The sequence below is a fragment of the Streptomyces sp. NPDC051578 genome (assembly GCF_044454045.1).
GTDB lineage: Bacteria > Actinomycetota > Actinomycetes > Streptomycetales > Streptomycetaceae > Streptomyces.
In genome coordinates this window covers 1-26,810 of sequence record NZ_JBITDH010000018.1, presented here as the reverse complement: position 1 = coordinate 26,810, position 26,810 = coordinate 1, and the positions used below count along the sequence as shown (strand labels likewise).

Here is a 26,810-nt window from a genome sequence, read left to right as displayed (position 1 = left end):
GTCGAAGCGGCCGAGGCGGCGCTGACCCGTCACGGTGCCCGCACCGAGCGCCTGGCCGTCGACCCGGCCACCACCACCCGCACCGCACTCGCCGCACACCTGACCGGCGACGGCGACGACCCCCTCACCGGAATCCTCTCCCTCGTCTCCCTCCTTCCTACACCCGAGGCGCTCCCCGCGACCCTCGCGGTCGTCCAGGCCGCTCAGGACGCCGCCCCCGCCTCCGCCCGCGTCTGGGCCCTGACGCGCGACGCGGTGGCCGTGTCCCCCGGTGAGCTCCCGGCCGACATCGGCGCCCAGGTGTGGGCCTTCGCCCGGGTCGCCGCCCTCGAACTGCCCGCCCTCTGGGGCGGTGTCGTCGACCTCCCCGCCCGGCCCGACGCCCGCGCGTGGGACCGGCTGGCCGCGGCCCTCGCCCGTACCGACGGCGAGGACCAGGTGGCCGTCCGCGCCTCCGGGACGTACGGGCGCCGCATCAGCCGTGCCGCCGCTGCGGCCGCCACTGCCGTGGCCGCCGCAGCGGACGGCGGCCGCTGGCGCGCCCGCGGCACCGTCCTGGTCACCGGCGGCACCGGCGCGCTCGGCGCTCACGTCGCGCGCTGGCTCGTACGCAACGGCGCCGAGCACCTCGTCCTCACCAGCCGGCGCGGCCCCGATGCGCCCGGGGCCCTCGAACTGGCCGCCGAACTGCGCGGCCTGGGCGCCGGCGTGACCCTCGCCGCCTGCGACGTCTCCGACCGCGCCGCGCTCGACGCGCTGCTGGCCGCCCACCCGCCGACCGCCGTCTTCCACACCGCCGGCGTGCTCAACGACGGGGTGATCGGCACGATCTCCGGCGACAGCTTCCGCGAGATCGCCGCCCCCAAGGCCGACGCGGCCCGCCACCTGCACGAACTCACCCGCGCGCGGGGCCTCGCACTCGACGCGTTCGTCCTCTTCTCCTCCATCACCGGCACCTGGGGCAACGGCGGCCAGGCCGCCTACGCCGCCGCCAACGCCTCGCTCGACGTCCTCGCCGAGCACCGGCGCGCCGAAGGCCTGCCCGCGACCTCCGTCGCCTGGGGCCTGTGGGGCGGGCCCGGCATGGCCGAAGGCGCGGGGGAGGAGAGCTTGGGACGCCGCGGCATCAAGGCGATGGACCCCGGGGAAGGCGTCGAAGCCCTGCACCGGGCCCTCGACCAAGGGGACGTCTGCGTCACCGTGGTCGACGTCGACTGGTCGGAGTTCGCCCCCCGCACCGCCGCCCTTCGCCCCGGCCACCTCTTCGACACCGTGCCCGAGGCCCGGCGCGCCCTGGAGGAGGAGCGCCGGCGGACCACCGAGGAATCCGCCGCCGGACCCGCCGACGGACTGGCCCGGCGGCTCGCCGGGCTCCCGCAGGCCGAACGCAGCCGCGTCCTCGTGGAACTGGTCCGTACCGAGGCCGCCGCCGTCCTGCGGCACCCCGGCACCGACGCCGTCCGGCCCGACCGGGCCTTCAAGGACGCCGGGTTCGACTCCCTCACCGCCCTCGAACTGCGCAACCGCCTGACCCGGGCCACCGGGCTCAACCTGCCCGCCACCATCGTCTTCGACCGTCCCAACCCGTCCGTACTCGCCGCCCACCTGCTCGGCACCCTCCTCGGCGCCGACGCCGCGGCCGCTCCGCTCGCGGCTCCCCCGGCCGCTGCCACCGCCGCTTCCGGCGGCGACGGCGACGACCCCGTCGTCATCGTCGGCATGGCCTGCCGCTTCCCCGGCGGCGCCGACAGTCCCGAAGCGCTGTGGGACCTGGTCATGGACGAGCGGGACGTGATCGGGGCCGCGCCGGTGGACCGCGGCTGGAACCTGGACGACGTCTACGAACCCGACCCCGAGGCGGGCCGACGCGGCACGACGTACGTCCGCGAAGGCGGCTTCCTGCACGAGGCCGCCGAGTTCGACGCCGACTTCTTCGGGATCTCGCCCCGCGAGGCCCTGGTCATGGACCCGCAGCAGCGGCTCCTGCTGGAAACCTCCTGGGAGGCCCTCGAACGGGCCGGCATCGACCCCCGCTCCCTGCGCGGGACCCGCACCGGCGTCTACGCGGGCCTCACCCACCAGGAGTACGCCTCCAGGCTCCACGAGGCCTCGGAGGAACACGAGGGACACTTGCTCACCGGAAAGTCCGCGAGCGTCGTGTCCGGCCGGATCTCCTACGTACTGGGACTGGAAGGCCCCTCCCTCTCCGTCGACACGGCCTGCTCCTCCTCGCTGGTTGCCCTGCACCTGGCCGCCCAGGCCGTCAGGGCCGGTGAGTGCGACCTCGCCCTGGCCGGAGGTGTCACCGTCATGGCGGCGCCCGGTCTCTTCGTGGAGTTCTCCCGCCAGCGCGGCCTCGCCGCCGACGGCCGCAGCAAGGCCTTCGCCGACGCGGCCGACGGCACGAGCTGGGCCGAAGGCGCCGGCATGCTCCTCGTGGAGCGGCTCTCGGACGCCCGGCGCAACGGGCACCCCGTGCTCGCCGTCCTCCGCGGCGACGCCGTCAACCAGGACGGCGCCAGCAACGGCCTCACCGCCCCCAACGGCCCCTCCCAGGAACGCGTCATCGCCCAGGCACTGGCCAACGCCGGTCTCGGGGCGGAGGACGTCGACGTCGTGGAGGCCCACGGTACGGGCACCCGGCTGGGTGACCCCATCGAGGCGCAGGCCCTGCTCGCGACCTATGGGCGGCGCGCCGCCGAACGGCCCCTGTGGCTCGGCTCGCTCAAGTCCAACATCGGCCACCCGCAGGCGGCCGCGGGCGTGGGCGGCGTCATCAAGATGGTGATGGCGCTCAGGCACGGCATACTGCCGAAGACCCTGCACGTCGACGCGCCGTCCTCGAAGGTGGACTGGAGCGCGGGCACCGTGTCGCTGCTCACCGAGACCAGGAAGTGGCCCGAGGGCGACCGGCCCCGGCGCGCGGGCGTCTCGGCGTTCGGCGTCAGCGGGACCAACGCCCACGTGATCCTGGAGCAGGCCCCGGCCGCCGAACCCGCCGCCGGCGCGGTCCCCGAAGCGCCGGCCGAAGCGGTGGTGCGCGAGCTGCCGGTCGTACCGCTCGTGGTGTCTTCGAGGACGGCCGCCGGTCTGCACGAGCAGGCCGAACGGCTGCGCCGGCGCCTGGAGCGCGAGGACGTACGGCTGCTCGACGCCGGGTTCACCCTCGCCACCGGCCGGTCGGTGTTCGAGCACCGGCGGGTGGTCCTCGGTGACACGACGGTCGACGGGGTGGCCGTGCCGGGTGGCCGTCGGGTGTTGGTGTTCCCGGGGCAGGGGACGCAGTGGGTGGGGATGGGTGCGGGGCTGCTGGAGTCCGCGCCGGTGTTCGCCGACCGGTTGCGGGAGTGCGCTGATGCTCTGGCGCCCTACGTGGATTTCGATGTGGTGGAGGTGGTGCGGGAGGGGCGTTCGCTGGAGCGGGTGGATGTGGTCCAGCCGGTGACGTGGGCGGTGATGGTGTCGCTGGCCGCACTGTGGCGGTCGCTGGGTGTGGTGCCGGACGCGGTGGTGGGTCACTCGCAGGGTGAGATAGCCGCGGCTGCCGTCTCCGGTGCGTTGTCGTTGGAGGATGCGGCCCGGGTGGTGGCTCTTCGTGCCGCCGTGATCGGTCGGGAGCTGGCCGGGCTGGGCGGTATGGCCTCGATTCCGCTGCCTCAGGCGGATGTCGAGGCCCGGCTTGAAGGATGGGCTGGGCGGCTGGGTATCGCCGCCGTCAACGGCCCGTCCAGCACCGTCGTCGCCGGTGACGCGGATGCCATCGTGGAGTTCGTCGCCGCCGCGCAGGCCGAGGACATCCGGGCCCGCCAGGTGCCGGTGGATTACGCCTCGCACTCCGCGCACGTCGAGCAGATCGAAGCCGAACTCCTCCAGGTCCTCGGCCCCATCACCCCGCGCCGGGCCGACATCCCGTTCTACTCCACCGTCACCGCCCAACTCGCCGACACCACGACCCTCGACGCCGCCTACTGGTACCGCAACCTGCGTCAGCCGGTCCGGTTCGAGGAGACCGTCCGCGCACTGGTTTCCGACGGCTTCGGGACGTTCATCGAGTCCAGCGCCCATCCGGTGCTGACCATGGGGATCCAGGAGACCGCGGAGGCGGCGGGCGTCGACGTCCTCGCCGTCGGGTCGCTGCGCCGCGACGACGGCGGCCTGGAGCGCGTGCTGACCTCCGCCGCCGAGCTCTTCGTACGCGGCGTCGACATCGACTGGGCCGCCCTCTTCGACGGCACCGGCGCCCGCCTGACCGACCTGCCGACGTACGCCTTCCAGCGCACCCACTTCTGGGCCCCGACTTCCCCCGCCGGGGTCGGTGACGCCGCCGCCGCGCGGTTCGGGATGGACTGGGAGACCCACCCGCTGCTGGGCGGCGCCCTGTCGCTCGCCGCGAGCGGGGAGTTGCTGTTCGCCGGGCGCGTCTCGCGCGCCGAGCAGCCGTGGACCGCCGACCACGCCGTCTCCGGCCGGACCCTGCTCCCCGGCACCGCCTTCGCCGAGCTCGCTCTGCACGCGGCCGCCGCCACCGGTGCGGCCGGACTGGAGGAACTCGGCCTCGAAGCCCCGCTGGTCCTTCCGGGCCGGGGCGGCGTCCGCATCCAGGTGCGGGTCGGGGCCCCCGACGAGAACGGGCGCCGCCGGGTGACCCTGCACTCCCGCCCCGAGGACGACGACGCCGAGTGGACGCGGCACGCCGACGGTGTGCTCCGCCCCGCCGAGGCCGCCCCCGTCATCCCGGCCGGGGCACCGGTCCCGGCCGCTTGGGCCGTGGCGGAGGCCTGGCCGCCGGCCGGCGCCGAGCGCGTGGAGCCGGAGGAGGTCTACGCACGGTTCGCCGAACTCGGTTACGAGTACGGGGAGGTCTTCGCCGGAGTCGACTCGCTGTGGCGGCGCCCCGACGAGGTCTTCGCCGAAGTCCGCCTCCCCGACCGCGCCCGGGCCGACGCCGCCCACTTCGGTGTGCACCCGGCACTCCTGGACGCCGCGCTCCAGCCCTGGCTGGCCGGTGACCTCCTCGACGTGCCCGCCGATTCCGTACTGCTCCCGTTCGCCTGGCAGGGTGCGACCCTGCATGCGGCCGGTGCCGACGCGCTGCGCGTGCGCCTCGCGCGGAGCGGTGAGGGCGCCGTCTCGCTGGAGGCCGTCGACCTGACCGGCGCGCCCGTGCTGACGCTCGACGCGCTGGTGATGCGGCCCGTCCCCCGGGAACGACTGGACGCGCTGCTCGGTGCGGCCGACACGGACCTGCCCCTGTACCGGGTCGACTGGCGGCCCGCCGCCGTCGGCCGGGAGCCGGCCGTCCGTACCGCCGTGGTCGGCCCGGACCCGCTGGGCATCGGGGGACCGGAAGCCGCCCACCGCGACCTGGCGGCGCTGACGGCCTCCCTGGACGCGGGCGCCCCCGCCCCGGACGCCGTCGTCGTCAGCTTCCCGGCCCCGGCCGGGGCCGCCGCCGGTGCGGCCGTCGTGCCCGCGCCCGATGAGGTGCGCGAACTCACCGCGCGGGGCCTGGCCCTGGTGCAGGAGTGGCTCGATCAGGACGAGCGGCTCGCCGCGACCCGGCTGGTCGTGCTGACCGAACGGGCCGTCGCCGCCACGGTGGGGGAGTCCCCGGCCGGACTCGAGGCCGCCGCGCTGTGGGGCCTCGTACGGTCCGCGCAGAGCGAGCACCCGGACCGGTTCACCCTCGTGGACACGGACGGCACCCGCTCATCGGCGGTGGCACTGGCCGGCGCTCTCGCCACCGGGGAGCCGCAGCTCGCCCTGCGCGACGGGCAGGTGTACGCGCCGTCCCTGGGCCGCGCCGAAGTGGTGACCGCCGGGGCCGCGCGGCCGTTCGACCCCGAGGGGACCGTCCTCGTCACCGGCGCCACCGGCACGCTCGGCCGGCTCGTCGCCCGCCACCTCGTGACCGCGTACGGTGCCCGGCGCCTGCTGCTCGTCAGCCGCAGCGGACCCGCCGCCGAAGGGGCCGCCGCGCTCGAAGCGGAACTGACGGCGCTCGGCGCCCGGGCGGAGGTCCACGCCCTCGACACGGGCGACCGGTCCGCGCTGGCGGCGCTGCTCTCGGGCGTTCCCGCCGCACACCCGCTGACCGCGGTGATCCACGCCGCGGGCGTCCTCGACGACGGCGCCGTCACCACCCTCACCCCGCAGCGGCTGGACACCGTACTGCGGCCCAAGGCGGACGCCGCCCTGCACCTGCACGAACTCACCGCCCACCTGCCGCTGTCCGCGTTCGTGCTGTTCTCCGGCGCCGCCGGACTCCTCGGCCGCCCCGGGCAGGCCAACTACGCCGCCGCGAACACCTTCGTGGACGCCCTGGCCCAGCACCGCCGGGCCGCCGGGCTGCCCGCCGTATCCCTCGCCTGGGGACTGTGGGGCGAGGCCAGCGGAATGACCGGGCACCTCTCCGACACCGACCTGCGCCGCATGCGGCGCTCCGGAATCGCCCCCATGGACAACGCGCAGGGCCTCGCCCTCTTCGACCGGGCCCTCGCCGCCCCCGACGCCCTTCTCGTACCGCTGCGCCTGGACGTCCCCGCCCTGCGCCGCGAGCGGGCCGCCCACGGGCCCGACGCCGTACCGGCCCTGCTGCGGGCTCTGGTCCCCGCCGCCGCCGGGACGCCGCGCGCAGCCGCCACGGCACCGCCCGCCGGCCCGGCCGGCCCGGGCGGCGACGGCGGCACGGGCGGCGCGGTGCAGGCACTGGCCCGGCGCCTCGCCGGACTCGACGCCGCCGCCCGCGGCCGGGAACTGCTCGCCCTGGTACGGACGGAGGTCGCCGCCGTACTCGGCTTCACCGGCCCCGACGCGGTCGAACCCGCCCGCGCCTTCCGCGAGATCGGCTTCGACTCGCTGACCGCCGTCGAACTGCGCAACCGGCTGAACGCCGCCACCGGACTGCGGCTGGCCGCCGCGGTCGTGTTCGACCACCCCACCGCCCAGGCCACCGCCGAGCACATCGACGCGGAACTGCGCGCCGCGGCCGACGGCGGCAAGGAGGCGGGCGAAGCGGCCCTGGCCGGGCTCGACGCCCTGGAGGCGGCCGTGGCGGCCATGGCCGGGGACGACATCCGCCGCGAGACCCTCCGGCGGCGGCTCGGCGCGCTCGTCGCCGCCGTCGGCGGCCTCCCCGCAGGTCCCGCCGCCACCGCGGACCAGTACCAGGCCGCCGCCGGAGCGCGCCTGGACTCGGCCGACGACGACGAACTTTTCGCCTTCATCGAGGAGCAGCTGTGACGGGCACCCCCATCTCCGACGCCGACACCCCCGCCCCCGCCTCCGCCGACAACTCGGCGAAGATCAGGGACTACCTCAAGCGGGTCACCGCCGAACTCGTCGGCACCCGCGAACGGCTGCGGACCGTAGAGGAGGCCGCCCGCGAACCCATCGCGATCGTCTCCATGAGCTGCCGCCTCCCCGGCGGGGTCCGCACCCCCGAAGCCCTCTGGGAGCTCCTGGAGTCGGGCACCGACGCGATCTCCGGGCTGCCCGGCGACCGCGGCTGGGACCTCGACGCGCTCTACGACCCCGACCCCGGGGCCCCCGGCACCAGCTACGCCCGGGAAGGCGGCTTCCTCTACGACTGCGCCGACTTCGACCCGGAGTTCTTCGGCATCTCCCCCCGCGAGGCGCTCGCCATGGACCCGCAGCAGCGGCTGCTGCTGGAGACCGCCTGGGAAGCCTTCGAACGCGCCGGCCTCACCCGGGACGACGTCCGCGACAGCCGCACCGGTGTCTACGCCGGCGTCATGTACGACGACTACGGCTCCCGCGTCCCGCACACCCCCGGCGCCCGCATCCCCGAAGGCCTGGAGGGCTACCTCGTCAACGGCAGCGCGGGCAGCGTCGCCTCCGGCCGCGTCTCCTACACCTTCGGCCTGCGCGGACCGGCCGTCACCGTCGACACCGCCTGCTCCTCCTCGCTCGTCGCCCTGCACCTCGCCGCGCAGGCCCTGCGGGCCGGCGAATGCGATCTGGCGCTCGCCGGCGGAGCGACCGTGCTGTCCACACCCACCATGTTCATCGACTTCTCCCGTCAGCGCGGGCTCGCCGCCGACGGCCGCTGCAAGGCCTTCTCCGACTCGGCCGACGGCACCGGCTTCGGCGAGGGCGCCGGGATGCTGCTGCTCCAGCGGCTGTCCGACGCCCGCCGCGAAGGCCGTACCGTACTGGCCGTCCTCCGCGGCTCCGCCGTCAACCAGGACGGCACCGGCGCCGGCCTCACCGCCCCCAACGGGGCCGCCCAGCAGCGCGTCATCCGCGCCGCCCTGGGGAACGCGGGACTCACCGCCGACCAGGTCGACGCCGTCGAGGCGCACGGCACCGGCACCAGCCTCGGCGACCCCATCGAGGCGCACGCCCTGCTCGCCACGTACGGCCAGGCCCGCCCGGCCGGAGCGCCCCTGCTGCTCGGCTCCCTCAAGTCCAACATCGGGCACGCCCAGGCCGCCGCCGGGGTGGCCGGGGTCATCAAGACGGTCCTGGCCCTGCGCCACGGCGTCCTGCCCAAGACCCTGCACGCCGAGGAGCCGTCCCGGCAGATCGACTGGACGGCCGGCGCGGTCACGCTGCTCACTGAGAACACCCCCTGGCCCCGGCGCGCCGACGGCTCCCGCCGGGCCGGGGTCTCCGCGTTCGGCGCCAGCGGCACGAACGCCCACGTCATCCTCGAAGCCGCCGAGCAGCCCGACGGAGCCGCAGCGGCGGCCCCCGCGGAAGGCGGAGCCCCCGCGGAAGCGGCGGCCCCCGTGGAAGCCGGAGCCCCCGGCGCGCAGTCCGAGCCCGCGCCCGGCACCACCGCCTGGGCGCTCTCCGCCCGGGACGTGCGCGCCCTGCGCGCCCAGGCCCGGCGGCTCGCCGACCACCTGGCCGCCCGGCCCGCGGACCCCGCCGCGGTGGCCTCCGTACTCGCCCACCGGCGCACCGCCTTCCCCGAGCGCGCCGTCGTCCTCGGCGAGGACACCGGGACCCTGCTGCGCGGCCTGGAGTCCCTCGCCGCCGATGCCCGCCCGGACCCGCGCCTGGTGGTGACCGGCCGGGCCACCGCCGGCAGCCGCCGCACCGCCTTCCTCTTCACGGGCCAGGGCAGCCAGCGCCCCGGAATGGGCCGTGAGCTGTACGCCGCCGAGCCGGTCTTCGCGACCGCCCTCGACGAGCTGTGCGCCGCCTTCGACCCGCACCTGGAACGCCCCCTGCGCACGGTCATGTTCGCCGCACCCGGCACGCCGGACGCCGAGCTGCTGGACCGCACCGAGTACACCCAGCCCGCCCTGTTCGCCCTCGAAGCGGCCCTCCACGCGCTCGTCACCTCACGGGGTGTCCGCCCCGACGCCGTCGCGGGCCATTCGGTCGGCGAGATCACCGCCGCCTACGCGGCCGGGGTGTTCTCCCTGCCGGACGCCGCCCGGCTGGTCGCGGCCCGGGGCCGGCTGATGGGCGAACTGCCCGGGGGCGGGGGGATGGCCGCGCTCCAGGCGGGCGAGGAGGAGGTACGGCCGCAGCTCACGGGCCGGGAGGCGCGGATCGACCTCGCCGCGGTGAACGGTCCGGCCGCCGTCGTGGTCGCGGGCGACGAGCAGGACGTGGCGGAACTGGTCGACCACTGGAAGAGCCGCGGCCGCGTCGCGAAGCGGCTGACCGTCAGCCACGCCTTCCACTCCCCGCACATGGACGGCATGTTGACACAGTTCGAAACGATCGCTCGCGGTCTCGAATACCACCCGCCCAAGATTCCTGTCATGTCGAACCTGACCGGACGGCTCGCCACCGGCGAGGACCTGCGCACCGCGGACCACTGGGTCCGCCACGCGCGCCGTCCGGTGCGCTTCCTCGACGGCGTCCGCGCCCTGCGCGCCGAAGGCATCGACAGCTTCCTCGAACTGGGCCCCGACGCGGTCCTCACGGCGATGACCCGCACGATCCTCGACCTCGACCACGACCACGACCACGGCCTCGGCGTCGAGCGCGACGCCGCGCCCGTGGCCACGATCGCCGTGCAGCGCCGCCGCAAGCCAGAGGCGCGGGCCTTCGCCGAGGCCATGGCCGCCGCGCACGTCCACGGACTCGGCGCCCAGACCGCCCCCGCCCCCCGCCCCGCCGCAGACGGGGACCTCACCGCACAGCTGCCGACCTACGCCTTCCAGCGCTCCCGGTACTGGCTCGACGCCCCCGCCCCCGCCCCCGCGGACGGCCTGGCCGCCGCAGGGGTCGACGCCGCCGGACACCCGCTGCTCGCCGCCCGCGTCGAACTCCCCGACGGCCAGGGCACGGTGTGGACGGCCACCCTGTCCACCCGCACCCACCCCTGGCTCGCCGGGCACACCGTCGCCGGACGCGTCGTCGTCCCCGGCACGGCCCTCCTGGAACTCGCCCTGACGGCCGCCTCCACCACCGGGGACCGGCTCGCGGAACTCACCTTCGACAGCCCGCTCGTGCTGCCCGACGAGGCACCCGTACGGCTGCGCCTCCACCTCGGGGCCGCCCACGCCGACGGGACGCGCCCCCTGCGGATCCACTCCGCCGCGGCCGGTACCGACCGCGGTGCCGGCGCCGCCGCCGACGACTGGACCCCGCACGCCGCCGGCCGCACCGCCCCCGGCCCGGCCGAGGCCCCGGACGACGCCTTCGCCGGGCTCACCGGGGTCTGGCCGCCCGAGGGCGCCGAACCCGTCGCCGTCGAGGGCGAGTACGAGCGGTTCGCCGCCGCCAGCATCGGCTACGGCCCCGCGTTCCAGGGCCTGCGGGCCGCCTGGCGAAAGGGCGACGAGGTCTTCGCGTACGCCGCCCTGCGCCCCGAGGAGAGCGCCGGAGCCACCGGCTACGGCCTGCACCCCGCCCTCCTGGACTCCGCCCTGCACGCCGTCACCGCCACCCGGCCCGACGCCCACGGACTCGTTCCGTTCTCCTGGACCCGAGCCGCCCTCCACGCCCACGACGCCGACGCGCTGCGGGTGCGGATCACCCCGGCCGGGCCCGACGCCTACGCCGTGAGCGCCGCCGATCCCGAGGGCCGGCCCGTCTTCGCCGCCGCGTCCCTGGCCCTGCGCCCGGTCCGCGCCGACCGGATCGCCGCCGCCGCTGCCGGCACCGGTTCCGCGCCGCTGCTGCGGCCCACCTGGACCCCGCTGCCCGCCGACCCCGGACAGCCCGCCGGGACCGCGTGGCTGCTCCTCGGCGACCCTGCCCCGGCGCTGGCCGAGGCCCTGACCGCCGCCGGAGCGGACGTCCGGACCGGGACCGATCCCGACGCGCCCTTCGCCGACGTACCGGCGGGACCCGTCCACGCCGTGGCCGACCTGCGCGGTGAAGACGGCGGAGACGGTGGGGACCGCGAAGACGGTGGGGACCGCGGAGACGGCGGATACGGCCCGCAGACCGTGGGCCGCCGCGTCCTCGCCCTCGCCCGGCAGTGGCTCGCCGCGGACCGCCCGGCCGGATCCCGGCTGACGGTCCTCACCCACCAGGCCGTCACCACCGACCCCGGACAGCCCGTCACCGACCCCGCCGCCGCCGTCGCCTGGGGTCTGATCCGCTCGGCCCAGACCGAACACCCCGGCCTGTTCGCCCTCGTGGACACCGACGAGCAGCCCGCGTCGTACGCGGCCCTGCCCGCCGCCCTCACCCGCGGGGACGGCGCCGACCAGATCGCCGTACGCGCCGGCATGCCGCACACCGTCGGCGCCGAACGCGTCACCACCGCGCCCGGCGCCGCCGCCTGGAACCCCGACGGCACCGTCCTCATCACCGGCGGTACCGGCGGCCTCGGCTCCGCGGTGGCCCGCCGACTGGTCACCGAACACGGCGTACGCCACCTGCTGCTGACCAGCCGGCGCGGCCCGGACGCCCCCGGCGCTCCCGCGCTGGCCGCCGCGCTCACCGAAGCCGGCGCCCACACCGTGGAAATCGCCGCCTGCGACAGCGCCGACCGCACCGCCCTCGCGGCGCTCCTCGCACGGATCCCCGCCGACCACCCACTCACCGCGGTCGTCCACACGGCCGGCGTCCTCGACGACGGCCTGCTCACCGCGCAGGATCCCGCGCGCCTCGAAGCCGTTCTGCGGCCCAAGGCCGACGCGGCCCTCGCCCTCCACGACCTGACCCGGGGCCTGGAACTCGACGCGTTCGTCCTGTTCTCGTCGGCCGCCGGACACCTCGGCAGCGCCGGACAGTCCAGCTACGCGGCCGCCAACGCCTACCTCGACGCGTTCGCCTCCTGGCGCCGCGGCCGAGGACTGCCCGCCGTATCCCTCGCCTGGGGCCCCTGGGCGGGCGCCGGCATGGCAGGCACCCTCGGCGGGACCGACGCGGCCCGACTGCGCCGCAGCGGCATCGCCGCCCTGCCTCAAGCCGAGGCCCTTGACCTGTTCGACGCCGCATGCGCCCGCGAGGACGCCGTCCTGCTGCCCCTGCGCATCGACCCCGCCGCCGCCCGCGACGCCCTGCCGCCGCTCCTGCGCCCGCTCGCCGAGCCGGCGAGCCGCCGCGCGGCGGGGGCGGTCCGAGGCACGTCCCCCGCCGGGGACGGCCGGGCGGAACAGCCCCGGGCGATGCTCGCGGACCGGGTCGCCGGTCTGCCCCGGGCCGAACGCTCCGCGCTCGTCCTGGACCTCGTACGGACCGAGGTCGCGGCCGTACTGGGCCACGCGGGCCCGGCCGAGGTCGGCGTCCACCGAAGCTTCCGGGAAGCCGGCTTCGACTCGCTCACCGCCGTCGAACTGCGCAACCGGCTCGGCGCCGAGACCGGTCTGCGGCTGACGGCGACCCTCGTCTTCGACCACCCGACGCCCCTGGCCCTCGCCGAGCACATCGACGGGGAACTGCCCGGGGCGGAAGCCTCCGTACTCGCCCTCATCGGCCGGCTCGGCGAGGAGACCGCCCGGGCCGACCTGGACGACGACGCCCGCCGGAAGGTCGCCGACCGGCTGTCCGCCCTGCTGGCCGGGCTCGGCGTGGCGGCCACCACCGCCCCGCCGGAGGCCGCTGCCACCGGCACCGGCACCGGCACCGGCACCGACTCAGCCGCCGGTACCGGCGGCGCCACCGTCACCGAACTGCTCCATTCCGCCTCCGACGACGAACTGTTCCAGCTGCTCGACAGCGGCTTCCGCGCCATTTGAAGCCCTGCACCGAACACCTCCAGGGGAGAGCCGTGTCCGCTCACGACGCCACCAGCCAGGACTCCACCACGGGCAACGAGGCCAGGCTCCGCGAGTACCTCCGCCGGGCCATGACCGAGCTGCACGAGACGCAAGCACGCCTCCGCGAGGCCGAGGAGCGGAGCACCGAACCCCTGGCGATCGTGGGGATGGCGTGCCGGTTCCCGGGTGGGGTGGGTTCGCCGGAGGCTTTGTGGGATCTGGTGTCGTCGGGTGTGGATGCGGTGTCGCCGTTCCCGGGTGACCGTGGGTGGGACGTGGAGTCCCTGTTTGATCCGGAGCCTGGTGTTCCGGGGCGTACGTATGTGCGTGAGGGTGGTTTTCTGCATGAGGCGGGGGAGTTCGATGCGGACTTCTTCGGTATTTCGCCGCGTGAGGCGGTGGCGATGGATCCGCAGCAGCGGTTGCTGTTGGAGACGTCGTGGGAGGTGTTGGAGCGGGCGGGGATCCCGGCTTCGTCGTTGCGGGGTTCCCGGGCCGGCGTCTTCGTCGGCGCCATGTACCACGACTACGGCACCGACCGCCCCGCCGCACGCGACGACGCCGGAGGCTACGGCGGCACCGGTACCTCCGGCAGCGTGGTCTCCGGCCGCATCTCCTTCGCCCTGGGCCTGGAGGGCCCGGCGGTGACCGTCGACACGGCCTGCTCCTCCTCGCTCGTCGCCCTGCACCTCGCCGCCCAGTCCCTGCGGACGGGGGAGTGCGACCTCGCACTCGCCGGCGGAGTCACCGTCATGGCGACGCCCTCCACCTTCGTGGAGTTCTCGCAGCAGCGGGGGCTTGCGGGTGATGGTCGGGTGAAGGCGTTCTCGGATGCGGCTGACGGTACGGGCTGGGCCGAGGGTGTGGGGATGCTGCTGGTGGAGCGGCTGTCGGACGCGGTGGCGAAGGGCCATCGGGTGTGGGCGGTGGTGCGGGGTTCGGCGGTGAACCAGGACGGTGCGAGCAATGGGTTGACGGCGCCGAATGGTCCGTCGCAGCAGCGGGTGATCCGGGCGGCGTTGGAGAGTGCCGGTCTGGGTGTGGCTGATGTGGATGTGGTGGAGGCGCATGGGACGGGGACCCGGTTGGGGGATCCGATCGAGGCGCAGGCGTTGTTGGCGACGTATGGGCAGCGGCCGTCGGGTGAGCCGTTGTGGTTGGGGTCGTTGAAGTCGAACATCGGGCATGCGCAGGCGGCTGCGGGTGTGGGTGGGGTCATCAAGATGGTGATGGCGCTGGAGCACGGGGTGCTGCCGAGGACGTTGCATGTGGATGTGCCGTCGTCCCAGGTGGACTGGGAGGCGGGTGCTGTTTCCCTGCTGACGGAGGAGCGGGCGTGGCCGGAGGTGGGTCGTCCGCGCAGGGCGGGTGTGTCGTCGTTCGGGGTGAGCGGGACGAACGCGCACGTGATCCTGGAGCAGGCCCCGGTAGTCGAGCCGGTGGTGGAGTCCGCCGGGCGTGAGCTGCCGGTCGTTCCCCTCGTCCTCACCGCCAAGACCGAGACCGCACTGCGCGCCCAAAGCGCCCGCCTGAACGCGCACCTGGAGCAGAACCCCGCCCTCCGCCCCCTCGACGTGGCCCAGAGCCTCGCGACCGGCCGCTCCATGCTGGAACACCGCTCGGTAGCGCTGGGAGCGACGGTCGTGGAGGGCGTCGCAGGCACCTCGGGCCACAAGGTGCTGGTGTTTCCGGGGCAGGGGACGCAGTGGGTGGGGATGGGTGCGGGGCTGCTGGAGTCCGCGCCGGTGTTCGCCGACCGGTTGCGGGAGTGCGCTGCTGCTCTGGCGCCGTTCGTGGATTTCGATGTGGTGGAGGTGGTGCGGGAGGGCCGTTCGCTGGACCGGGTGGATGTGGTCCAGCCGGTGACGTGGGCGGTGATGGTGTCACTGGCCGCACTGTGGCAGTCGCTCGGTGTGGTGCCGGATGCGGTGGTGGGTCACTCGCAGGGCGAGATAGCCGCGGCCGCCGTCTCCGGCGCGCTCTCGTTGGAGGATGCGGCCCGGGTGGTGGCTCTTCGTGCGGCGGTGATCGGTCGGGAGCTGGCGGGTCTGGGCGGTATGGCGTCCATTCCGCTGCCTCAGGTGGATGTCGAGGCCCGGCTTGCGGGGTGGGCTGGGCGGCTGGGTATCGCCGCCGTCAACGGCCCGTCCAGCACCGTCGTCGCCGGTGACGCGGATGCCATCGTGGAGTTCGTCGCCGCCGCGCAGGCCGAGGACATCCGCGCCCGCCAGGTGCCGGTGGACTACGCCTCGCACTCCGCGCACGTGGAGCGGATCGAAGCCGAACTGCTCCAGGTCCTCGGCCCCATCACCCCGCGCCGGGCCGACATCCCGTTCTACTCCACCGTCACCGCCCAACTCGCCGACACCACGACCCTCGACGCCGCCTACTGGTACCGCAACCTCCGTCAGCCGGTCCGGTTCGAGGAGACCGTCCGCGCACTGGTCGCCAAGGGCTTCACCACCTTCGTCGAATCCAGTGCGCACCCCGTCCTGACCATGGGCATCCAGGAGACCGCAGAGGCCACCGGAGCCGAGGTCCTCGCCGCCGGATCGCTGCGCCGCGACGACGGCGGCCTGGAGCGCGTGCTGACCTCGGCCGCCGAACTCTTCGTACGCGGCGTCGACATCGACTGGGCCGCCCTCTTCGAGGGCACCGGCGCCAGGCCCGTCGACCTGCCCACCTACGCCTTCCAGCGCACCCACTACTGGCTTCCCCCGGCCCCCGCCACCGAGGCGGCGGCCCTCGCCCCCCGGGACTCCCTCGCGTACCGCGTCCAGTGGAAGAGCCTGCGCACCGGCGACCCCGCCGCCCGTCTGCACGGGCGCTGGCTGCTCGTCGCCCCCGACTCCCCGGCCGCCGCCGAGCACGCCGGCGCCGCCCGCGAGGCCCTGGCCGCCCTCGGCGCCACCGTGGAGACGCTCACCCTCGACCCGGCCCACGCCGACCGGTTCCTCCTGCGCGCCCGCCTCGCCGAAGCCGCCGACCGTCCGGACGGCCCCCCGTTCGCCGGGATCCTGTCGCTGCTGGCCCTCGCCGACGGCACGCACCCCGAGCACCCGGCCCTGCCGCTCGGCGTCGCAGCCACCCTCACCCTCACCCAGGCCGCCGCCGACGCCGGCACCACGGCCCGGCTCTGGGCCGCCACGTCCTGCTCGGTCGCCGTGTCCCCCGCCGAGACCCCGTCCCCCGCGCAGGCCCAGCTCTGGGGCCTCGGACGGGTCGCCGCCCTCGAACTGCCCGCCCTGTGGGGCGGCCTCCTGGACCTGCCCGCCCGGCCCGACGCGCGCTCCTGGCAGCAGATCGCCGCCGTCCTCGCCGCCCCGGGCACCGAGGACCAGGTCGCCGTGCGGCCCTCCGGCACGTACGGGCGCCGCCTCGTCCAGGCCGACGCCGGCCGCCCCTCCGGGCCCACCGCCGCACGCGGCACCGTACTCGTCATCGGTGACCTCGCGGCCGTCGCCGCCCCCCTGGCCGGCCGGCTGCTCGCCGCCGGCGCCGACCGGGTCGTCCTCGCCGGACCGGCCGACGGCCTCCCGGAGGAACTCGACGGCTCCCTCACGGCGCGCGTCACCCTCGCACCCTGTGACCCCGCCTCGGACCGGGAACTGCGCGAACTGCTCGCCCGGCACGCGCCTTCGGCCCTGTACGTCGTCCCGCCGCCCGCCGCGCCCGCCACCCTCACCGGGACCACGACGGAGGGCTTCGCGGCCGCCGTCGTCGCCAAGACCGACCTGGCCACCCGCCTGGCGGGGATCCTGCGGGAGCGCGGCTCCGCGCCGGACGCGTTCGTCCTCTTCTCCTCGGTCGCCGGGGTGTGGGGTGGCGCCGGCCAGGGCGGCTACGCGGCCGGCACGGCCCACCTCGACGCCCTCGCCGACGTACTGCGCGGCAGCGGCCTGCCCGCCGCGTCCGTCGCCTGGACCCCCTGGCGGGGCTCCCTCACCGGGCCCGCCGCCGACCGGATCCGTGGCGCCGGCCTGTCCTTCCTCGACCCCGAGCGGGCCCTGGACGTCCTGGACGCGGCCCTCGCCCGCAGCGAGAGCGGTCTCGCCGTCGCCGACGTCGACTGGGAGCGCTTCGCCGCCGCCTACACCGCCGCCCGGCCCTCCGCGCTCCTCGAAGAACTGCCCGCCGTACGGGCGCTGCGCGCGGCCGAACGGGAAGCCGCCGCGGCCCGCGCCGCCGACGACACCAAGATCACGGCGAGCCTGCGGGGCAGGACCGCCGAGGAGCAGCGACGCGAACTGCTGCGGCTGGTGCGCTCACAGGTGGCCGCCGCCCTGGGCCACACCTCACCGGAGGACATCGCCCCCGACCGGGCGTTCAAGGACCTCGGCGTGAACTCCGTGACCGCCGTCGAACTGCGCAACCGGCTCCGCGAGGCCACCGGGCTGAGCCTGCCCGCCTCCCTCGTCTTCGACCACCCCACCAGCGCGGCGCTCGCCCGTCACCTCCACGAACTGGCGGCCGGCGGCGACCCCGAGCCCGCCGCGGCCGCCCCGTTCACCACCGCCCCCGCCGCAGGCGACGGCGAACCCGTAGCCGTCGTCGCCATGGCCTGCCGCTTCCCCGGCGGCATCAACACCCCCGACGAACTGTGGCGGCTGGTGCGCGACGGCGGCGACGCCATCACCCCCTTCCCCGCCAACCGCGGCTGGGACCTCGACGGCCTCTACGACCCCGACCCCGAGGCGAAGGGCCGCACCTACGTCCGCGAGGGCGGGTTCCTGCACGAGGCCCCCGACTTCGACCCCGAGTTCTTCGGGATCTCCCCCCGCGAGGCCCTCGCCATGGACCCCCAGCAGCGGCTCCTGCTGGAAACCTCCTGGGAGGCCCTGGAACGGGCCGGCATCGACCCGGACGTGCTGCGCGGCAGCCGCACCGGCGTGTTCGTCGGCACCAACGGCCAGCACTACATGCCGCTCCTGCAGAACGGCGACGAGGACTTCGACGGCTACCTCGGCACCGGCAACTCCGCCAGCGTCATGTCGGGGCGCCTCTCGTACGTCTTCGGACTCGAAGGCCCGGCCGTGACCGTCGACACCGCCTGCTCGGCGTCCCTGGTCGCCCTGCACCTCGCCGTCCAGTCCCTGCGGCGCGGCGAATGCGGGATGGCCCTCGTCGGCGGCGCCACCGTCATGTCCACCCCCGAGATGCTGGTCGAGTTCTCCCGCCAGCGCGTCATGTCGCCCACCGGCCGCTCCCGCGCCTTCGCGGCGTCCGCCGACGGCGTGGCCCTCGGCGAAGGCGCCGGCATGCTGGTCGTGGAGCGGCTCAGCGACGCCGAAGCCAACGGACACCCCGTCCTCGCCGTCATCCGCGGCTCCGCGGTCAACCAGGACGGCGCCAGCAACGGCCTCACCGCCCCCAACGGCCCCTCCCAGCAGCGCGTCATCCGCCAGGCCCTCGCCGACGCGGGACTCGAACCGCACGACGTCGACGCCGTCGAGGCCCACGGCACCGGCACCGAACTCGGCGACCCCATCGAAGCGCAGGCCGTCCTCGCCACCTACGGCGAAGGGCGCTCCGCCGACGCCCCCCTGTGGCTCGGCTCCGTGAAGTCCAACATCGGCCACACCCAGGCCGCCGCCGGCGTCGCGGGCGTCATCAAGATGGTGCTCGCGCTGCGCGGCGACACCCTGCCCCGCACCCTGCACGTCGACGAGCCCACCCCCCGGGTGGACTGGTCCTCCGGCGCGGTGGCCCTGCTCACCGACGACCTCCCCTGGCCGCAGCGCGAAACCCCGCGCCGCGCCGCCGTGTCCGCCTTCGGCATCAGCGGCACCAACGCCCACGTCATCCTGGAGGAGGCACCCCGCCCGGCCGCGCCCGCCGCGACGGACCCCGACGGGCAGAGCGACCCGTGGGCGGACGTCACCGTCCCGCTGCTGCTGTCCGCCCGCTCCGAGCCCGCGCTGCGCGCCCAGGCGGCCCGGCTGCGCACGCAGCTCGTCGACAACCCCGCGCTCCACCCCGCCGACGCCGGGTACACCCTGCTGACGGCCCGCTCCCGCTTCGACCGGCGGGCCGCCGTCGTCGGCGAGAGCCGCGAGGAACTCCTCGACGCCCTGGCCTCCCTCGCCCAGGACCGGCCGCACCCCGCCGTGCTCCAGGGCACCGCCGCACCCGGCGACCGCATCGCGTTCGTCTTCCCCGGCCAGGGCTCCCAGTGGCCCGCCATGGCCGAAGGGCTCCTCGACCGCTCGCAGGCGTTCCGCGACACCGCGCTCGCCTGCGACACGGCGCTCTCCGCCCACCTCGACTGGTCCGTCATGGACGTCCTGCGCCAGGTCCCCGGCGCACCCTCGCTCAGCCGCGTCGACGTCGTCCAGCCCGTGCTGTTCACCATGATGGTGTCGCTGGCCGCCGCCTGGCGGTCCGTCGGCGTCCACCCGTCGGCCGTCGTCGGCCACTCCCAGGGCGAGATCGCCGCCGCGTACGTCGCCGGGGGCCTGAGCCTGGACGACGCCGCGCGCATCGTCGCCCTGCGCAGCCAGGCCTGGCTCACCCTCGCCGGCAAGGGCGGCATGATCGCCGTGTCCCTGGGCCCGGACGCGCTGCGCCCGCGCCTGGAGCGGTTCGGCGACCGGCTGTCCATCGCCGCCGTCAACAGCCCCGGCACCGCCGCCGTCGCCGGTGAACCGCAGGCACTGCACGAGCTGCTGGAGGAGCTGACCGCCGAAGGCGTCCACGCCCGGGCCATCCCCGGCGTCGACACCGCCGGGCACTCCGCGCAGGTCGACGCCCTCAAGGAGCACCTCCTGGAGGTCCTGGCACCGGTGGCCCCGCGCAGCGGCGACATCCCGTTCTACTCCACCGTCACCGGCGGCCTCCTCGACACCGCCGCCCTCGACAGCGCGTACTGGTACCGCAACATGCGCGAACCCGTCGAGTTCGAGCAGGCCACCCGCTCGCTCCTCGCCGACGGCCACGAGGCCTTCCTCGAACCCAGCCCGCACCCCATGCTCGCCGCCTCCCTCCAGGAGACCGTCGCCGACACCGGCACCCGCGCCGGCGTCCTCGGCACCCTGCGCCGCGACAAGGGAGGCGCCCGCTGGTTCGGTACGGCCCTCGCCGCCGCCCACGTCGCAGGCGTCGAGATCGACGCCGACGCCCTGTTCGGCGCCGGCTCCCGCCGCGTCGACCTGCCCACCTACCCCTTCCAGCGCGAGCGCTACTGGTACAGCGCGCCCGCCCGCCGCGGGGACGCCGCTTCCATCGGTCTGCGCGAAGCCGGCCACCCCCTGCTCGGCGGGGGAGTGGAACTGCCCGAATCCGGCTCCGTCGTCTACACCGCCCGCCTCGGCGCCGACACCGAGGCGTGGCTCGCCGACCACACCCTGCTCGGCACCGTCCTGCTGCCCGGCGCGGCCCTCGTCGACCTCGCCCTGTGGGCCGGCCGTCAGTCCGGCTGCGGCCGCCTGGACGAGCTGATCCTCCAGGCGCCCGTCGTCCTGCCCGACGACGGCGCCGTCGAACTGCGGCTGCTGGTCGGCGCCGCCGCCGAGGACGGCCGGCGCACCCTCACCGTCCACTCCCGCGAGGCGGACGCCGACCCCGGGGCGCCCTGGCACCGCCACGCCGAAGCCGTACTCGTCCCCGCCGCAGAAGAGCCCCCCGCGCCGCCCGCCGCGCCCTGGCCCCCCGCCGGTGCCCGGCCCGCCGCACGCGAACCCGAAGCCTTCTACGAGGAGTTCACCGCCCGCGGCTACGACTACGGCCCCCACTTCCGGGGCTACCGCCACGGCTGGCTCGACGGCGCCGCCGTCCACGCCGAAGTCGCCCTGCCCGACCCCACCGCCGACACGTCCGCCGGCTACGGCATCCACCCCGCGCTCCTGGACGCCGCCCTCCAGGCCATGAGCCTCGGCGCGTTCTTCCCCGACGACGGCCAGGCCCGCATGCCGTTCGCCGTACGCGGCGTCCACCTGCACACGGAAGGCGCCGGACGGCTGCGCGTCACCATCCACCCCGTCAGCGCCGAAGCCGTCCGGCTGAGCTGCACCGACGAAGCCGGCCGGCCCGTACTCGACATCGCGGAACTCCTCGTGCGCACCGTCTCCCCCGAACAGCTCGCCGCGACCGGCGGCCGCGCCCGCCTCGGCGGCGCCCTGTACGAGGTCACCTGGCCGCAACTGCCCGCCGCCGACGCCCTCCCCGTACGCCGGGTCGCCGTCGTCGGCGAGGACCACGCCAAGGTCGTCGCCGCCCTCGAAGCCACCGGCGGCGCCTGCGACTGGTACCCCGACCTGCCCGCGCTGCTCGACGCGACCGCCACCGGGCCGGCCCCCGACACCGTCGCCGTGTCCTTCCCGCACCACCCCCGCCCCGACGCGCGCACCGCCCACACCGTCGCCCACCGGGCCCTGGACCTCGCCCAGGCCTGGCTCGACGCCGGGGACCGGCTCGCCGGCACCACCCTCACCCTCCTCACCCGGGGCGCCGTCTCCACCACCCCCGACGAGGACACCGCCGACCCGGCCGCCGCGACCGTGTGGGGCCTGATCCGCTCCGCCCAGTCGGAGGAGCCCGGCCGCTTCGCCCTCCTCGACCTCGACCCGGGCGCCTGGGACGCCGCCGCCCTCACCGCCGCCCTCGCCTGCGGCGAACCGCAGCTCGCCGTCCGCGGCGGCGCCGTACGCGTCCCCCGCCTGGCCCGCGCCGCCGACAGCGACCAGCGCGGCGACCTCCTCGTACCGCCCGCCGCGACCCCCGCCTGGCGCCTCGCCACCAGCGGCACCGGCACCCTGGAGGGCCTGCGCCTCGCCCCCGCCCCCGACACCCTGGCCCCCCTGGAGGAAGGCCAGGTCCGCATCGCCGTCCGCGCCGCAGGAGTCAACTTCCGCGACACCCTCATCGCGCTGGGCATGTACCCCGGCGAAGGCGTCATGGGCGCCGAGGGCGCCGGCGTCGTCACCGAAACCGGCCCCGGCGTCACCTCCGTCGCCCCCGGCGACCGGGTCCTCGGCATGTGGACGGGCGGCTTCGGACCCTACGCCGTCGCCGACCACCGCATGGTCGCGCCGATCCCGGCAGGCTGGACCTACGCCGAAGCGGCCTCCGTCCCCGCCGTGTTCCTCACCGCCCAGTACGCCCTGACCCGCCTCGCCCGGGCCACCCCCGGCCAGTCCCTGCTCGTCCACGCCGCCGCCGGCGGCGTCGGCATGGCCGCCCTCCAGCTGGCCCGTCACCACGGCCTCACCGTGTACGCCACCGCCTCCACCGGCAAGTGGGACACCCTGCGCGGCCTCGGCCTCACCGACCGGGCCATCGCCAACTCCCGCACCACCGCCTTCGCCGACGAGTTCCTCGCCACGACCGGCGGCCGGGGCGTCGACATCGTCCTCAACTCCCTCGCCGGCGAACACGTCGACGCCTCCCTGCGGCTGCTGCCCCGCGGCGGCCACTTCCTCGAACTGGGCAAGGCCGACGTCCGCGACCCGGACACCGTCGCCGCCGACCACCCCGGCACCCGCTACCAGGCGTTCGACCTGGTCCAGGCCGGCCCCGACACCGTCGGCGACATGCTCCGCGAACTGCTCGCCCTCTTCGACGCGGGCGTCCTCACCCCGCTGCCGCTGACCGTCCACGAGGTCCGGCACGCCCGCGAGGCGTTCCGCACCCTCAGCCAGGCCCGCCACACCGGAAAGCTCGTCCTCACCATGCCGCCCTCCTTCGGGCCGCACGGCACGGTCCTGATCACCGGCGGCACCGGCACCCTCGGCAGCGCCGTCGCCCGCCACCTCGTCACCGGACACGGCGTACGCCACCTCGTACTCGCCGGCCGCCAGGGACCCGACGCGGACGGCGCGACCGCCCTCACCGCCGAACTCACCGCCCTCGGAGCCGAGGTCACCGTACGGGCCTGCGACGCCGGCGACCGCGAACAGCTCGCCGCACTGCTCGCCGACATCCCCCGAGCCCACCCGCTGACCGGCGTCGTCCACACCGCGGGCGTCCTCTTTGACGGCACCCTGCCCACCCTCACCCCGGGCGCCCTGGACACCGTCCTGCACCCCAAGGTCGACGCCGTCCTCAACCTGCACGAACTGACCCGCGACCTCGACCTGTCGGCCTTCGTCCTCTACTCGTCCTCCTCCGCGCTCTTCGGCAGCCCCGGCCAGGGCGGGTACGCGGCCGCCAACGCCTTCCTCGACGCGTTCGCCGGCTACCGGCGCTCGCTGGGCCTGCCCGGCGTCTCCCTCGCCTGGGGCCTGTGGTCGAGCAACAGCCGGATGGCCGGACACCTCGACCAGAGCGGCATGCACCGACGCCTCGCCCGCGGCGGCGTCATGCCCCTCACCGACGCCGAAGGCCTCGCGCTCTTCGACGCCGCCCAAGCGGCCGGCGCACCCCTCCAAGTGCCCATCAGGCTCAACCACGCGGCCCTGCGCGCCGCAGCGCCCGTACCCGCCTTCCTGCGCGACCTGGTCGGCGACGACACCCGGGCCCGCGGCGGAACCCACCGCGCGGCGGCCCCCGCCGAGACGCTCGCCGACCGGATCACCGGACTGCCCGCCGAAGAGCAGGAGGAACTGCTCCTCGACGCCGTACGCACCCACGCGGCGGCCGTACTCGGCCACGGCGGCCCGGAGGGCATCGTCGTCGACCGCGCCTTCAAGGAACTCGGCTTCGACTCCCTCACCGCCGTCGAGATGCGCAACCGGCTCGCCGCAGCCACCGGACTGCGCCTCGCCGCCACCCTCGTCTTCGACCACCCGACGCCGGCCGCCCTCGCCGGGCACCTGCGCCGGGCGCTCGCCCCGGACGAGAACCCGGCGGCCCGAGAGCCCGCCTCCGCGGCGCGGCCCGACATCGTCATGGCCGAACTCGACCGGCTGGAAGCCCTGTTCGGGACCCTGTCCGGCCGGACCGACGGCGCAGCCGGCCCCGACGAGACGGCGCACCGGGAGATCGCCAACCGGCTGGCGGCCCTCACCGGCCTGTGGCAGGGACTCGGCTCCACGACGGCCACCGGCACCGGCACCGGCGGCCCGGCGGACGGCACGGACTCCGGGGCCCCCTCCGTCGCCGACTCCATCGAGGACGCCGACGACGACGAGATCTTCGCATTCATCGACGAGCGGTTCTGAACCGCACAGCACGTACGGGGTGACGAGACATGGCGAACGAAGACAAGCTCCGCGAGTACCTCAAGCGGACGACGACCGAACTGCACCGCACCAGCGAACGCCTCAAAGAACTGCAGGCGCGCGCCCACGAGCCCATCGCGATCGTCGGCATGGCCTGCCGGCTCCCCGGCGGCGTCGACACCCCGGAAGCCCTCTGGGAACTGGTGTCCACCGGCACCGACGCGGTGGGCCCCTTCCCCGGCGACCGCGGCTGGGACGTGGACGGCCTCTACGACCCCGACCCCGACGCGGCCGGCCGCACCTACTGCCGCGAAGGCGGCTTCCTGAACGCCGCCGGAGCCTTCGATCCCGCCTTCTTCGGCATCTCCCCCCGCGAGGCGGTCGCGATGGACCCCCAGCAGCGGCTGCTGCTGGAAACGTCCTGGGAGGCCCTGGAACGCGGCGGAATCGACCCCCGCTCCCTGCACGGCAGCCGGACCGGCGTCTTCGTCGGCGCCTGGGACGGCGGCTACACCGCCCACGTCCACGAGCCCTCCGCACAGCTCGAAGGGGACCTGCTCACCGGCAGCGTCGTCAGCTTCACCTCCGGCCGCATCGCCTACACCCTCGGCCTGGAAGGCCCCGCGGTCACCGTCGACACGGCCTGCTCCTCCTCCCTCGTCGCCCTCCACCAGGCCGCCCAGTCGCTGCGCCGCGGCGAATGCGACCTCGCCCTGGCCGGCGGAGTCACCGTCATGTCCACCCCCGCCGTCTTCGTGCAGTTCTCCCGCCAGCGCGGCGTGTCCGCCGACGGACGGTGCAAGGCCTTCGCCGACGCCGCCGACGGCTTCGGGCCCGGCGAAGGCGCCGGGATCGTCCTCGTGGAACGCCTCTCCGACGCCGTACGCAAGGGGCACCGCGTGCTCGCCGTCCTGCGCGGCTCGGCCGTCAACCAGGACGGCGCCAGCAACGGCCTCACCGCGCCCAGCGGCGCAGCGCAGCAGCGCGTCATCCGTCAGGCCCTCGCCGACGCCCAGGTCACCGCCGCCGACGTCGACGCCGTCGAGGCGCACGGCACCGGTACCAAACTGGGCGACCCCATCGAGGTCCACGCCCTCATGGACACCTACGGCAACGCGCACGGCCCCGAACGGCCGCTGTGGCTCGGCTCGCTCAAGTCCAACATCGGACACACGCAGGCCGCCGCCGGCGTCGCCGGCGTCATCAAGATGGTGATGGCGCTCAGGCACGGCACCCTGCCCAGGACCCTGCACATCGACGCACCCTCCTCACGGATCCTCTGGGACTCCGGAGCCGTCTCCCTCCTGACGGAGGAGCGGGCGTGGCCGGAGGTGGGGCGTCCGCGCAGGGCGGGTGTGTCGTCGTTCGGGGTGAGCGGCACCAACGCGCACGTGATCCTGGAGCAGGCCCCGGCCGCCGAGCCGGTCGTGGAAACGGCGGTACGGGAACTGCCGGTCGTACCGCGTGTCGTGACCGCACGATCCAAGACGGCACTGCGCGCCCGGCAGGACGCGCTGACGGCCCTCCCGGACCGCGACCCCGCGCTGCGACCGGTCGACATCGGCTACACCCTGGCCTGCGCGCGTGCCGTGTTCGAACACCGCGAGGTCACGGTCGGCCCGACGGTCGTGGAAGGCGTCGCAGGTTCCACGGGCCGTCGGGTGTTGGTGTTCCCGGGGCAGGGGACGCAGTGGGTGGGGATGGGTGCGGGGCTGTTGGAGGTCTCGCCGGTGTTCGCCGACCGGTTGCGGGAGTGTGCTGCTGCTTTGGCGCCGTTCGTGGATTTCGATGTGGTGGAGGTGGTGCGGGAGGGTCGTTCGCTGGAGCGGGTGGATGTGGTCCAGCCGGTGACGTGGGCGGTGATGGTGTCGCTGGCCGCGTTGTGGCGGTCGCTGGGTGTGGTGCCGGATGCGGTGGTGGGTCACTCGCAGGGTGAGATAGCCGCGGCTGCCGTCTCCGGTGCGTTGTCGTTGGAGGATGCGGCCCGGGTGGTGGCTCTTCGTGCCGCCGTGATCGGTCGGGAGCTGGCGGGTCTGGGCGGTATGGCCTCCATTCCGCTGCCTCAGGCGGATGTCGAGGCCCGGCTTGCGGGGTGGGCTGGGCGGCTGGGTATCGCCGCCGTCAACGGCCCGTCCAGCACCGTCGTCGCCGGTGACGCGGATGCCATCGTGGAGTTCGTCGCCGCCGCGCAGGCCGAGGACATCCGCGCCCGCCAGGTGCCGGTGGACTACGCCTCGCACTCCGCGCACGTGGAGCGGATCGAAGCCGAACTGCTCCAGGTCCTCGGCCCCATCACCCCGCGCCGGGCCGACATCCCGTTCTACTCCACCGTCACCGCCCAACTCGCCGACACCACGACCCTCGACGCCGCCTACTGGTACCGGAATCTTCGTCAGCCGGTCCGGTTCGAGGAGACCGTCCGCGCACTGGTCGCCAAGGGCTTCACCACCTTCGTCGAATCCAGTGCGCACCCGGTCCTGACCATGGGGATCCAGGAGACCGCCGATGTCCTGGCGGGTGGTTCCCTGCGTCGTGATGAGGGCGGTTTGGAGCGGTTCCTCATCTCCGCCGC

3 protein-coding genes and 1 pseudogene are annotated in these 26,810 nt (G+C 75.4%); all 4 read left to right on the top strand.

Going from position 1 to position 26,810, the window contains the following annotated elements; genetic code table 11:
• Positions 1 to 333 precede the first annotated feature (333 nt).
• Positions 334 to 7,242 carry an SDR family NAD(P)-dependent oxidoreductase gene (locus ACIA6C_RS32920; protein WP_399281363.1) on the top strand — a complete coding sequence of 2,303 codons (6,909 nt, stop codon included), beginning with the start codon at positions 334 to 336 and terminating at the stop codon, positions 7,240 to 7,242.
• An 86-nt stretch (positions 7,243 to 7,328) separates the two neighbouring features.
• Positions 7,329 to 13,121, top strand: a pseudogene (locus ACIA6C_RS32915) (SDR family NAD(P)-dependent oxidoreductase); the annotation flags it as partial.
• A 32-nt stretch (positions 13,122 to 13,153) separates the two neighbouring features.
• A complete protein-coding gene (locus tag ACIA6C_RS32910) occupies positions 13,154 to 24,238 on the top strand; it encodes an SDR family NAD(P)-dependent oxidoreductase (protein ID WP_399281362.1) in 11,085 nt (3,694 codons plus the stop codon).
• 29 nt (positions 24,239 to 24,267) lie between these two features.
• On the top strand, positions 24,268 to 26,810 hold a 2,543-nt coding region (locus tag ACIA6C_RS32905), incomplete at its 3' end, for a type I polyketide synthase (protein WP_399281361.1).